The following is a 12,885-nucleotide window of genomic DNA, read 5'->3' as shown; positions in this document are numbered from 1 at the left end:
GGCGTGGGCGGACAGGTCATGACGGACAGGCCGGGACGGCGGCCGGGTCACAGCTCCGCCGTCGCCCTGATCAGCTCGACGATCCGGTCGCGCGCCGCCCGCCCCTCCGGCACCGGAAGCAGCGGGTAGCCGTGCGGCAGCCCCACGGCTTCGTGGAACTCCACCTCGGCCCCGTCCGCGCGCGCCCGGCGCAGCAGCTCCCTGCTGTCCGTGATCAGCACGTCCCGGGTCCCGGTGAACACCGTCAGCGGCGCCAGCCCCGCGAAGCTCCCGTGCAACGGGCTCACCCGGGGATCGTCGGCGGCCAGGGTCCCCGCGTACAGCCGGCCGGCCTCCCGCAGCCCCGAACGGGCCAGCATCGGATCGGCCGCCTCGATGGCCGCCTGGTCCGGATGGCTCATCGTCACGTCCAGCCAGGGCGAGATCAGCACGATCCGGGAGGGCTGCGCCCCCGTGCGGTCGCGCAGCCGCTGCGCGGCCGCCAGCGCCAGTCCGGCCCCCGCCGAGTCCCCGATGAGGACCGTCCCGCCGCCACCGCCGCCCGCGATCAGGCCGCTCAGCAGGTCGGCGGCGACCGGGACGGTCCGGTCGGCGGTACCGCGCGGCGCGAGGATGTACGCCGGTACGACGACCCGCGCCCGCGCCTGCGTGACCAGGGTCCGGATCAGCGCCCAGTGCGGGCGGACCAGTTCGTTGATGTACCCGCCGCCGTGCACGTACAGCACCTGCGCCGCGGGCTCGCTCCCGAGCGGGGAGACGTCGTACACCGGCCAGGCTCCGACGAAGGTCCGCGAGATGTCCGCGACCCGCCCCAGCGAACGCGGCGGCAGATGGGAGGCCGGCCGGCGGGCGGACTCCGCCACCCGGGTCCGTACCGCCTCGGCGCTCGCGAACCGTCTTCGGCGTCCCGCCGCGATCAGCGCCGCCGACAGCGCCCTGCTGCGCAGACTCGGCACGCCCCTCACCTCCCCTTTTCCCCGCGCCGCCACCGGCGCGGGCCCCTGCCCCGTCACCTGAGGAGCATAGGCGTGAAGCTGCGCTGTCGACCCGCTTAAGAAAGTCTCGATGGACTGATCACCGCGCCGATCGGCAGATTGGTGCCCGTCACCGACGCCGTCCGGGCCCGCACGCCCGCGGCGCCCCCTTCCGCATGCCTGGAGCCACCCCATGAAGGCACTCGTCAAGCACAAGGCCGAGCCCGGACTGTGGCTGATGGACGTCCCCGAGCCCGAGTACGGCGCCGGCGACGTGCTGATCAAGGTGCTGCGCACCGGCATCTGCGGAACCGACCTCCACATCCGGGCCTGGGACGGCTGGGCGCAGGGCGCGGTCAAGACCCCGCTCGTCCTCGGCCACGAGTTCGTCGGCGAGGTCGCGGCGCTCGGCGCGGACGTCCGTGACATCGAGATCGGCGCGCTCGTCAGCGGCGAGGGCCACCTGGTGTGCGGCAAGTGCCGCAACTGCCTGGCCGGCCGCCGCCACCTGTGCCGCAGCACGATCGGGCTCGGCGTCGGCCGGGACGGTGCCTTCGCCGAGTACGTGGTGCTGCCCGCGCAGAACGTGTGGGTCCACCGCACCACCGTGAACCTGGACGTCGCCGCGATCTTCGACCCGTTCGGCAACGCCGTGCACACGGCCCTGTCCTTCCCCATGGTCGGCGAGGACGTACTGATCACCGGCGCCGGCCCGATCGGGATCATGGCGGCGGCCGTGGCCAAGCACGCCGGTGCGCGCAACGTGGTCATCACCGACGTCAGCCCCGAGCGGCTGGAGATCGCCCGCAAGGCGGGCGCCACGCTCGCGGTGAACGTCGCCGAGTCCTCGATCGCCGAGGCGCAGACGCAGCTCGGCCTGCGCGAGGGCTTCGACGTCGGCCTGGAGATGTCCGGCCGCGCCGAGGCGATGCGCGACATGATCGCCAACATGACGCACGGCGGCAAGATCGCCATGCTGGGCCTGCCCGCGCAGGAGTTCCCGGTGGACTGGGCGAAGGTCGTCACCTCGATGATCACCATCAAGGGCATCTACGGCCGTGAGATGTTCGAGACCTGGTACGCGATGACCGTGCTGCTGGAGGGCGGGCTCGACCTCAGCCCCGTGATCACCGGCCGCTACTCGCACCGTGACTTCGAGGCCGCCTTCGACGAGGCGTCGACCGCCCGCAGCGGCAAGATCATCCTGGACTGGACGGCGTAACCGCCCTCCGGCCTGCCCCTGAACCATCTCCCTCCGGCCGGGCCCCGCACACCCTCCCCCCTCCGCGGGGCCCGGCCCCCCTCCCCCCTCCTCCTCCTTCCTTCCTCGTCCCCTGGCCGCCCGACGTCCGCCGCCGCACAAGGAGAACCGCACATGTTCGAGACCGTCCGCGAGGACCTCCGCACCACCCTCGACGAGATCCGCGCCGCCGGCCTGCACAAGCCCGAGCGCGTCATCGGCACCCCGCAGAACGCCGCGGTCGCCGTCACCGCGGGCGGCACCCCCGGTGAGGTCCTCAACTTCTGCGCGAACAACTACCTGGGGCTGGCCGACCACCCCGAGGTCGTCACCGCCGCGAAGGAGGCGCTGGACCGCTGGGGCTACGGCATGGCCTCCGTCCGCTTCATCTGCGGCACCCAGGAGGTGCACAAGGAGCTGGAGGCGCGGCTGTCGGCCTTCCTCGGCCAGGAGGACACGATCCTCTACTCCTCCTGCTTCGACGCCAACGGCGGAGTCTTCGAGACCCTCCTCGGCGCCGAGGACGCGGTCATCTCCGACGCCCTCAACCACGCCTCCATCATCGACGGCATCCGGCTGAGCAAGGCCAAGCGCTTCCGCTACGCCAACCGCGACATGGCCGAGCTCGAAGCCCGCCTCAAGGAAGCCACCGAGGGCGGCGCGCGCCGCAAGCTGATCGTCACCGACGGCGTCTTCTCCATGGACGGCTACGTCGCCCCGCTCGCCGAGATCTGCGACCTGGCGGAGCGCCACGACGCCATGGTCATGGTCGACGACTCGCACGCGGTGGGCTTCGTCGGCCCCGGCGGCCGCGGCACCCCGGAACTGCACGGGGTCATGGACCGCGTCGACATCATCACCGGCACCCTCGGCAAGGCCCTCGGCGGCGCCTCCGGTGGCTACGTCGCGGCCCGCGCCGAGATCGTGGAGCTGCTGCGCCAGCGCTCGCGCCCGTACCTCTTCTCCAACTCCCTCGCCCCGGTCATCGCCGCGGCCTCCCTCAAGGTCCTCGACCTGCTGGAGTCCGCCGGCGACCTGCGCGAGCAGCTCGCCTCCAACACCGCGCTCTTCCGCACGAAGATGACCGAGGCCGGCTTCGAGATCCTCCCCGGCGACCACGCCATCGCCCCCGTGATGATCGGCGACGCGGCCGAGGCCGCCCGGATGGCGGAGCTGCTGCTGGAGCGCGGGGTCTACGTGATCGGCTTCTCCTACCCGGTGGTGCCGATGGGTGCGGCGCGCATCCGCGTCCAGCTGTCGGCGGCCCACTCGACGGCCGACGTGGAGCGCGCCGTGGCCGCGTTCGCCGACGCCCGCACGGCGCTGGCGGCCGAGAAGGCCTGAATGGCCCGAGAGGCCCGAGAGGCCCGAGAGGCCCGACTGGCCGGAGAGGCCGGAGAGGTCTGAGGGCTCCGGTGAGCTTCGAGCGGCCGAGGGGCCCTGCGTGGCCTGCGACAATGGAGGGGTGATCGACCCCCGCCGGCTGCGCATCCTGCGGGCCGTGGCGGACCACCGTACGGTGACCGCCGCGGCCGCAGCCCTGTACCTCACCCCCTCGGCCGTCTCCCAGCAGCTCGCGGCGCTGGAACAGGAGACGGGCCACGCGCTGCTCACCCGCAGCGGCCGGGGCGTACGGCTCACCGCGGCCGGTGAGATCCTCCTCGGCCACACCCACGAGGTGCTGGCGCAGCTGGAGCGGGCGGAGGCCGAACTCGCGGCGTACGCGGACGGCTCGGCGGGCGAGGTCACCGTGGCCGCCTTCGCGACGGGGATCGCGGAGGTCCTGGCCCCGGCCATCGCCCGGCTCGCGCTGGAGCGGCCGGGCATCCGGCTGCGGGTCCGTGACGCGGAGGGCGACCAGAGCCTGCCGCTGCTGCTGGACGGCGAGGCGGACGTGGCCCTGGCGGTCGAATACCGCGGCGGCCCGGGGGCGGACGACGCCCGGCTGTCGGTCCTCCCGCTGTACGCGGAGCCCTTCGACGCGGTGCTGCCCGCGGGGCACCCGCTCGCCGACCCGCCCGCGGTGTCGCTGGCGGACCTGTCCGACGCGGACTGGGTGGGCCAGTACCCCGGCAACCCGTGCCACGACGTGACGCTGCTCGCCTGCGAACTGGCGGGCTTCCAGCCACGGTTCGTCCACTCCTCCGACGACTTCCGCGCCGTGACCGCGCTCGTGGGCGCCGGGGCCGGGGTGGCCCTCGTACCGCGCTCGGCACTGCGGGGCATGGACCTCAAGGAGGTCCAGGTCCGCCCGGTCACCGGCCCGGCCGCCACCCGCCGCGTCTTCGCCGCCACCCGCCGCGGCGCCGAGACCCACCCCCTGATCGCCCCCGTACTGGCCGCCCTGGTCCGCGAGTCGGAACGCCTGCCCGCGCACTGAGCCGACGGCGGGCCCGACAGGAGGCCGACTGAGGCTCCCGCCGGGCGCCGCGGGCCCTCACACCCGTACCACCTCGACGCCCTGCGCCCCGAACGCGGCGGCCACGGCCGGGGTCAGGCCGGTGTCCGTCACCAGCACGTCCACCTGTGAGGTCGCGCAGATACGGGCGAAAGCGCGCACGCCCAGCTTGCTGGAGTCGGCCGCGATGACCACCCGGCGGGCCCGTTCGCACAGCAGGCGGTTGACCGAGGCCTCGTCCTCGTGCCGGGTCGCGGCGCCGTCCGCCGGGTCGAAGCCGTCCACGCCGAGCACCGCGGTGTCCACGGCGAGTTGGCCGAGCACCTGCTCGGCGAGGGGGCCCGTGAGCTCGTACGACTGGGGGCGGGCGACACCCCCCGTCAGCACGATCTTGAACTGCGGCCGGATCACCAGCTCGCCCGCGATGTTGAGGGCGTTCGTCACCACCGTGAGCGCGGGCGAGCCCTGGGCCAGGTCCGGGCGGCCGGCCAGGGCCCGCGCCACCTCGGTGGTCGTCGTGCCGCCGGTCAGGCCGATCACCTCGCCCGGGGCGACCAGGGCCGCCACCGCCTCGCTGATCCGGCGCTTCTCGGCGGCGCGGCGCGAGGTCCGGTAGCGCAGCGGGAGTTCGTACGAGACCCCGTGCAGCACGGCCCCGCCGCGGGTGCGGACCAGCAGCTGCTGCTCGGCGAGCTGGTCGAGGTCGCGGCGGATGGTCGCGGCCGACACGCCGAGGGCCTCCGCCGCCGGCTCCACCTCCAGCTCGCCCCGCTCCACGAGCAGGTCCAGCAGTGTCTGCCAGCGCTCCTTGCGCGTCATCGGCCGCCCCCTTCGATGTTCTGCGACATTCGTTCCACGACGCCCGCCGGTGAGTTCCCTCGGCCTCCAGCGGCCCGCCCGGCGACACTAACTCAGTCGATCACCCCGTGGATGCTTGAAGTTGCGTGAAACTGCCCGATACCTTGCAGGAAAACGCATTCAGACCCGCCTGTCGCACGAGGGAGCCTGTATGAGTCACGTCGCGTACGAGTTGGGCACACAGCCCGCATGCTGGGAGCGGGCCGCCGAACTGGCCCCGGCCCAGCGGGCGGTGCTGCCGCAGCCGGGGGAGCGTACCGCGATCGTCGGGTGCGGGACCTCGTACTTCATGGCCCAGGCGGCCGCCGTCCTGCGCGAGGAGGCCGGGCAGGGCGAGACCGACGCCTTCGCCGCCTCCGAGTTCCCCCGGCACCGCCGCTACGACAGGGTCGTCGCCCTGACCCGGTCCGGCACCACCACCGAGGTGCTGGACCTGCTGGGCGCCCTGCGCGACGCGGGCGTGCCCACGACCGCGGTCATCGGCGATCCCGCGACCCCGGTGATGACCCTCGCGGACGAGCTGGTCGTCCTCGACTTCGCCGACGAACAGTCCGTCGTGCAGACCCGCTTCGCCACCACCGCCCTCACCCTGCTGCGCGCCCACGTCGGGCTGCACACCCCCGCCGTGGTCGACGACGCCCGGACCGCCCTCGTCGAGCCGCTGCCCGCCGAGCTGGCGAGCCGGGGGCAGTTCACCTTCCTCGGCCGCGGCTGGAGCGTCGGGCTGGCCAACGAGGCCGCGCTGAAGATGCGGGAGGCCTCCCTCTCCTGGGCCGAGTCCTACCCGGCGATGGAGTACCGGCACGGGCCGATCAGCGTCTCCGGACCCGGCACCGCCACCTGGTCGCTCGACGAGGCCCCCGAAGGACTCGCCGCGCAGGTACGGGCCACCGGCGCCCAGTGGGTCGCCGGGCGGCTCGACCCGCTCGCCGAACTGGTCCGCGTCCACCGCCTCGCGCTCGCCGTCGCCGCCCACCAGCAGCTGGATCCGGACGCGCCGCGCCATCTCACCCGCTCGGTGATCCTCGCCACCGGCGAGGAGGCGGTCCGATGAGCCTCGTACCCGCGGGCCCCCTCGTCCTGGAGGCGGCCCGCGCGGGCCGCGCCGTCGCCGCCTTCAACATCATCACCCTGGAGCACGCCGAAGCGGTCGTGGCCGGGGCCGAGGCCGCCGGGCTGCCGGTGATCCTGCAACTCAGCGAGAACGCCGTGAAGTTCCGCGGCGGACAGCTGCTGCCCATCTCCCGCGCGGCCGCCGCCTGCGCGGAGGCCGCCGGGGTCCCCGTCGGCCTGCACCTGGACCACGTCAAGAGCACGGAACTGCTGCGCCAGGCCTGCGACGCCGGATACAGCTCGGTGATGTACGACGCCGCGCAGCTCCCGTACGGGGAGAACCTGGAGGCGACGCGTTCCGCCGCCGACTGGGCGCACGCCAACGGGCTGTGGATCGAGGCCGAGTTGGGCGAGGTCGGCGGCAAGAACGGCGCCGCCCCGCTGGACCCGCACGCGCCCGGCGCCCGTACGGACCCCGACGAGGCACGGCGGTTCGTCGCCGACTCCGGGGTCGACGCGCTCGCCGTCGCGATCGGCAGCAGCCACGCCATGACCAGCCGGACCGCGGCCCTGGACCACGTACTGCTGGCTCGGCTGGCCAAGACGGTGGACGTGCCGCTCGTCCTGCACGGCTCCTCAGGGCTGCCGGACACCGAGCTCGCGGCGGCCGTCGCCGGCGGCATCCGCAAGGTCAACATCGGCACCGCGCTCAATGTGGCCATGACCGAGGCCATCCGCACCCACCTCACCCCGGCGGACCCCCGCCCGTACCTGACGGCCGCCCGTACGGCGATGACGGCGACGGCGGCGGCTATGATCAGCGCCCTGAACTGACGGGCACGGGGGGCGGGGCGGTCGTGGAAGCACAGCCGGGACGGACGAACCGACGCAGGTTCCTGCTGATCGCCGGGCTGCCCCTGCTCGCCGTGGGAGGGCTCACCACGTACGCCGCGTGGCCGGAGCCGAACCCGGACAAGGTCCGCGTCCGCACCGACCTCGACCCGCTGAAGTCCCGCTTCGGGACGTACGTGGGCGAACTGACCGAGGCGCACTGGCTGGGCTACGACATGGACGAGAGCCCCGGGGACCGGACCATCCCGAGCCCGGACTCCCGGATCCGCCTGGTCGGTGTCGCCCGCCTCGCGGCCGGCACCGCGGCGGCGATCGTGCGCAACGCCGAGTACGCCTTCACGCCCACCGTCCCCGCGGCCGCGCTGCCGGCCCCGCTGGAGAAGTACCTGCCCGCCGACGCCGCCTGGCAGCACAGCCCGCAGTACGACGCGTACGTGAACCGCCCGCAGTCGGACGCCCGCCCCTCGGGCGCGTACCACCTCGACGAGGCCCGGGACCTCGTCCACTTCGACCTCGTCTACCTCTACACCTGACGGCCGGCGGCCCAGATTCCGACGGCGCCGTCCAAGTCCCCGTCGGGATCGGCCGGGGAGGAGAACAGGGGCGGCGCGTCGGCTCGGGCTCGACGAAGAATTCCGCTCTGCTCCGTGGGCTCGTCACAGCCGGGAGTATTCCCAATTTCTGAAACTGGTTCTACTCTGACCGCCGCCACAGCGAACCGGCTGGACCGCGAGACTCCCGGAGGGGCAGTGCACCTCGAATACACGCCTGAGCAGCAGCAGTTGCGCACCGAGCTGCGTGCCTACTTCGCCGAGCTGGTACCGGACGACGTGTACGCCCGCTACGAGGACCCGGCCGCCCAGAAGCGCTACTACCGGGAGACGATCCGCCGGCTCGGCGCCGACGGCTGGCTCGGGGTCGGCTGGCCCAAGGAGTACGGCGGCCGCGGCATGTCCCCGATGGACCAGTTCATCTTCTTCGACGAGGCCGCGCAGGCCGTCGTACCGCTGCCCCTGATGGCGCTCAACACGGTCGGGCCGACCATCATGCAGTTCGGCACCGACGAGCAGAAGGCGTACTTCCTGCCGAAGATCCTCGCGGGCGAGATCGACTTCGCCATCGGCTACAGCGAGCCCGACGCCGGCACCGACCTCGCGGCGCTCAAGTGCAAGGCCGTCCGCGAGGGCGACGAGGAGAGCGGCACCTACGTCGTCAACGGCCAGAAGATCTGGACCACCAACGGCGACACCGCCGACTGGGTCTGGCTCGCCGTGCGCACCGACCCGGACGCCCCCGCGCACAAGGGCATCACCATGCTCCTCGTGCCGACCTCGGACCCCGGCTACTCCTGCACCCTGATCAACACCCTCGCCTCGCACGACACCACCGCCAGCTACTACGAGAACATCCGCGTCCCCGCGAACCGCCGGGTCGGCCAGGAGAACAAGGGCTGGCGCCTGATCACCAACCAGCTCAACCACGAACGCGTCACCCTGGCCGCGCACGGCACCATGGCCATCCGCGCCCTCCACGACGTCCAGCGCTGGGCCGCCTCGACCAAGCTCGCCGACGGCCGCCGGGTCATCGACCTCGGCTGGGTCCGCGGCCGCCTCGCGCGCACCCACGCCCGGCTCGACGCGATGAAGCTGCTCAACTGGCAGATGGTGAACGCCGTCCAGGCCGGCACCCTCACTCCGCAGGACGCCTCCGCGGTCAAGGTGTACGGCTCGGAGGCCCGCCGCGACGCGTACGCCTGGCTCATGGAGATCGTCGGCGCGGCCGGCTCCCTCAAGGACGGCTCCGCCGGCGCGGTCCTGCACGGCGAACTCGAACGCGGCTACCGCAGCGCCGTCATCTTCACCTTCGGCGGCGGCAACAACGAGATCCAGCGCGAGATCATCTCCTGGATCGGCCTGGGCATGCCCCGAGTCCGCCGCTGACGCCGGATGCAGGGGAAGGGCTCCACCCGGTGCGTGCGTACGGGTGGAGCCCTTCACTGTGTGACGTGACTGCCTGGTCGGGTTACTCCTGCGCGGTGCGGCGGCGCCGCATCCACCACGTCAGGGTGACGCCGGCCGCTGCCAGGGCCGCGGCGAGACCGGCGATCAGGCCCACCGGTGTGTGGGAGCCGGTGTCGGCGAGGTCGCCGTCGGGGTCCTCCGGTGTGGGCGGCGTGTTGTCACCGCCGCCGGGGTTCGTGGGGTCCGGGGCCGGGGTCGTCGGGGGGTTGGTCGGCTTGCCGGTGCCCGACGGGGTCGGTGTCGGGGTGGGGTCGCCGCCGGGATCTTCGCCGCCCGGGTCCTCGCCGCTGCCGTCTGTGACCGGGCCTCCGCCGAGGTACAAGGTGTCGAGGTCCCGGTAGGAGGTGTCATCGGACTTGCCGGAGTTGACGGTGGTGTTGTCCAGGTCCCGGTTCTTGGTGTCGAACTCGGCCTTGGGGATGTTCTGCTTGGGCTGCTTGGAGAAGTCGACGCCGCCGACGCCCTGCTTATAGAGCTTGCCGCCGTACTCCAGCTCGAACCACTCGATGCCCTCCTTGATGGACTGCATGTACGTGTCCCAGACCTTTTCGCGGGTCCAGTCCTCATGCGGAGCGCGGATCGGCCAGGCGGAGACGTCGTTGGAGTTGATGATGTCGTGGAAGTCCGTCGGGGACTTGGCGTCCTGCTGACGGATGTACTCGGCGGCGACGCGGGCGTTGTAGACGGCGCGTAGCTCGGCGTACTTGGGGTCCTTGTTCACTCGCTCCTGGATGACCGGGACGATGTTGGCGTTGACCGAGCGTTCGATGGCCTTCTTCTCGGCGTCCGAGAGGTCGGTGCATTCGGTGGAGCCGGGGACGGTGTAGTCGACGTCCAGCCACTCGGCGGAGACGTCCATCGGCGATTCGAGGATGTAGATCCCGCCGTCCTGCTCGCGGACCTTGGCCTCGTCGGGCTCGATCCAGAAGCGGGTACCGGGGAAGCAGGGGATGCCGTTGCGGCGCGGCGCGGTGTCCCAGTACAGCTTGCCCCCGGGATGCTTGTCGGGGTTCAGGGCCTCGGAGAAGTCGTGCTTCATGACCAGGTCGGCGTCGAGGAGGACGCGGCCGGCGTCGGTCTTGCCGAACTTGGCGTCCATGACCTTGTCCGGCTGGTCCGGATTCAGGTTGACCCAGAACTTTTCGGGGGTCAGGGCGAGCCAGGTGAACAGGGCGTCGGAGGAGAGCTGCATCCGGGCTTCGCCGCCGAAGCCGGGGTTGTTGTCCGGGTCGGGCATCTGGTCGGCGCGCATGGAGAAGCTCATGCCCTTGCCCTTTTCGAGGCCGCCGACGTACCGGAGTTCCATGGTGGTGAAGTCGACGCCGCCCGGGCCGCCCCTGGGGAGGGTGCCCCTCGGGTCGAGGCGGTTGGCGTCCCGCTGATAGCGCTTCGCCTCTTCCAGGGTCTTCCCGGAGGACAGGGCCCGGTCGTTGGCGGGTCCGCGGGTGCCGCACGTGTTGGCGCCGGCCGCCGAAAGCTGCGTCGTGCCGGTCTGGCAGGCGGGCGCGAACCACCGCTGATGGTCCGAATACCCCTGGATCGGGGTGGTCTTGGGCACCGGGTTGTACATGCGCTGGTTTCCGCGCACCTGCCCGGTCTGCCCGTTCCGCATATTGCGGACGTCGCGCTCCAGGTCGTCGATGAGCTTGGCCTGGCCCTTGGTGAAGGGCTTCGCGCCGGTGAAGCGGAACTTGTGGTCGGGCAGCGACTTGGCGACGACCCGGTCGTTCGCAAGCTGCTTCGCCGTCAGCTTCGAGTTCGACTTGAACTCGTTGAACTCCTTGCTCTTCTGGTTGTAGGCGTCGTACCGGCGCTCGCCGACCTTGTCGCCGTTCTTGTCGAACAGCTCGACGGTGACCTCGCACAGCCAGTCCGGGCCGATCAGCTTGTAGTCCTTGACGAGCTGCCGTTCGAAGCCCGAGCCCTTGTGGTTGTTGATCTGGTTGCGGATGTACCGCTTGTCGAACCAGTGCTTGAACCCCAGGTTCTCCTTGTTCGCGAAGTACCGGGCGTAGATCTCCATCGCCCGGTCCGCAGGCTTCCCCGACGTGTTGGCGATCTTCTTCCACGCCTCGACGTTCTTGTCCAGGTCCCCGGGGACCTTGGACAGGGCCTCGGTCTTCTGGGCGGCCGTCGGTGTCTGAAGGCCGTCGTACGCCTGCCCCGGAAGGTCGAACTCGAAGTTCTTGGGGAGGGCGGTGTCCTTGTACAGGTTCCCGGTCGGGTTGTCGGGGAACCCGGAGTCCGGCGGTGTCGTCGGGGCGGTCGGGAGGCCGTTGCGGGTGTCGCAGCGCTTCCCGGATCCCGCCTTCATCTTCGCCGAGACCGGCGGCAGCTTCGGTGGTGCGGCCTCGACTGCCTGGAGGCCGGTGGTGACGATCGCGAATGTCAGGCCGACAGCGGCCGTTAACCTGGCCGCGAAGCGCCACTTGGACGGTATTCGGATGTGTTTGTTCAAGAGCTCGTCTTTCCCTCTCCGGTGGGGCCTGAGGGGGTGTGGGCGGCGCGTGGGCCCCCGTGACATGTACGCGCCACCCGGCCACCATAACCCCCACCCACCACAAGCAAAGACGAGTTAAAGCGTGTCGACGCAGCATCAACACCATTGTCTGGGGCGCCAGTTCACGCATCGCGGCCCTCGGCCCCGGGGGCGCCCGCCGGCTTGCGCCTAGACGAAGTACAAGCTCTCCATATCCCTGACCGCGGCCTCGGAGTGCCGCACACGGAACGCCGTCGTCTCCAGCTCATCCCACCCCCAGGGATCCGACTGCCCGAGCGCCAAGCCCCCCAGGCCGGGCCAGTAGACCTCGTTCGCGGGCACGCCCAGGTCGACGCCGGCGTTGTCCACCATCCACCCTCTGAGATCCAGGGACGCGATCACCGCACGCGGATCGCCCGAGACGACGAACGGCTCGTCATCCGGCCATCCCGATGCGTGGAACATCGTTCCGTCCGGCAACCACACGATGTTCTCGGTGTGCTCCATCCCCCCGTGGTAGGAGACCCGTCCCACGATCCGCGCATCCGGGAACCGCACCCGCAACTCCTTCGCGGCCGACCGGAGCGGCTCGTCGTTGCCGTCGGTCGCGAATGCGGGAGTCGCGATGCTCAACATGCCGCCCCACGCGGCAGCGTGCACGATGTCCAGATCGGACCGTGCTGCGGAGGGGAGCGGGGTCTGCGCGGAGCGCGGCCCGAGGTCCTCCAGGACGGCCTCGATGCCCTCGAACGACTCGACGAACGCGCGTGCGCGCGCAGGGTCGTTGGGGGGCAGGCTGCGGGCGTCGACGTTGAAGGGCGCCTCGAACACTGTCAGGTGACACAGACTCATCGAGCCGCGCACGAGGCGGTCCGGCGCAGAGGTCCAGTAGGTGTTCTCGTTCATGCGGGCCACCGTAATGGCCGGCGATGACAGAAGCGCCGTTACTGGGCGTTCGATTGTGCAGCGTGGCATTGCGTGAGGCCCAAGCGCAGCCTGATCCGGCGGCC

Annotated in this window: 11 protein-coding genes; 7 read left to right on the top strand and 4 right to left on the bottom strand. The window is 71.6% G+C overall.

The features are described from left to right. Positions 1–47 precede the first annotated feature (47 nt). Complete coding sequence (locus ACFYZ4_RS01370; protein WP_351288971.1) at positions 48–956, bottom strand: alpha/beta hydrolase; 909 nt, start codon at positions 954–956, stop codon at positions 48–50. Positions 957–1,167: 211 nt separating this feature from the next. Between ACFYZ4_RS01370 and tdh the strand changes: the two genes are divergently transcribed. The 3 genes from tdh to ACFYZ4_RS01355 all read left to right on the top strand — a co-directional run bounded on the left by tdh (position 1,168) and on the right by ACFYZ4_RS01355 (position 4,594). Further along, entirely contained in the window at positions 1,168–2,196 is a 1,029-nt protein-coding gene (tdh, locus tag ACFYZ4_RS01365; RefSeq protein WP_351288973.1) for an L-threonine 3-dehydrogenase, read from the top strand. A 153-nt stretch (positions 2,197–2,349) separates the two neighbouring features. Next, complete coding sequence (locus ACFYZ4_RS01360; RefSeq protein WP_351288975.1) at positions 2,350–3,558, top strand: glycine C-acetyltransferase; 1,209 nt, start codon at positions 2,350–2,352, stop codon at positions 3,556–3,558. A 121-nt stretch (positions 3,559–3,679) separates the two neighbouring features. After that, on the top strand, positions 3,680–4,594 hold the full coding sequence (locus tag ACFYZ4_RS01355) for a LysR substrate-binding domain-containing protein (RefSeq protein ID WP_351288977.1): 915 nt from the start codon (positions 3,680–3,682) through the stop codon (positions 4,592–4,594). Between the two features lie 57 nt (positions 4,595–4,651). Here the strand turns inward: ACFYZ4_RS01355 and ACFYZ4_RS01350 are convergent, their stop codons facing one another. Continuing rightward, a complete protein-coding gene (locus ACFYZ4_RS01350; protein ID WP_351288979.1) occupies positions 4,652–5,431 on the bottom strand; it encodes a DeoR/GlpR family DNA-binding transcription regulator in 780 nt (259 codons plus the stop codon). A gap of 190 nt (positions 5,432–5,621) precedes the next feature. Here ACFYZ4_RS01350 and ACFYZ4_RS01345 point away from each other — a divergent pair, with 190 nt between their 5' ends. The 4 genes from ACFYZ4_RS01345 to ACFYZ4_RS01330 all read left to right on the top strand — a co-directional run bounded on the left by ACFYZ4_RS01345 (position 5,622) and on the right by ACFYZ4_RS01330 (position 9,315). Further along, positions 5,622–6,524, top strand: a complete 903-nt coding sequence (locus ACFYZ4_RS01345) for an SIS domain-containing protein (RefSeq protein WP_390782648.1) — start codon at positions 5,622–5,624, stop codon at positions 6,522–6,524. Next, the gene (locus tag ACFYZ4_RS01340) at positions 6,521–7,357 is read left to right on the top strand and encodes a class II fructose-bisphosphate aldolase (protein ID WP_351288983.1); all 837 of its coding nucleotides are present in this window, start codon (positions 6,521–6,523) and stop codon (positions 7,355–7,357) included. Before ACFYZ4_RS01345 ends, ACFYZ4_RS01340 begins: the two co-directional genes overlap by 4 nt. A 23-nt stretch (positions 7,358–7,380) precedes the next feature. Continuing rightward, positions 7,381–7,908 (top strand): hypothetical protein, encoded by a 528-nt coding sequence (locus ACFYZ4_RS01335; protein ID WP_390782647.1) that lies wholly within the window; start codon positions 7,381–7,383, stop codon positions 7,906–7,908. A 216-nt stretch (positions 7,909–8,124) separates the two neighbouring features. After that, on the top strand, positions 8,125–9,315 hold the full coding sequence (locus tag ACFYZ4_RS01330) for an acyl-CoA dehydrogenase family protein (protein WP_351288987.1): 1,191 nt from the start codon (positions 8,125–8,127) through the stop codon (positions 9,313–9,315). Between the two features lie 82 nt (positions 9,316–9,397). On the opposite strand, the gene ACFYZ4_RS01325 is transcribed toward ACFYZ4_RS01330, so the two are convergent. Together ACFYZ4_RS01325 and ACFYZ4_RS01320 are read right to left on the bottom strand one after the other, a co-directional pair. Then, positions 9,398–11,854, bottom strand: coding sequence for a hypothetical protein (locus ACFYZ4_RS01325; RefSeq protein ID WP_390782646.1), 2,457 nt, complete (start codon positions 11,852–11,854; stop codon positions 9,398–9,400). Positions 11,855–12,064: 210 nt separating this feature from the next. After that, positions 12,065–12,781, bottom strand: coding sequence for a DUF6333 family protein (locus tag ACFYZ4_RS01320; RefSeq protein WP_390782645.1), 717 nt, complete (start codon positions 12,779–12,781; stop codon positions 12,065–12,067). Positions 12,782–12,885: the final 104 nt, after the last annotated feature.

The organism is Streptomyces sp. NPDC001513 (assembly GCF_042894695.1).
Classification (GTDB): Bacteria; Actinomycetota; Actinomycetes; order Streptomycetales; family Streptomycetaceae; genus Streptomyces.
This window is presented reverse-complemented; position numbering and strand designations above follow the sequence as displayed.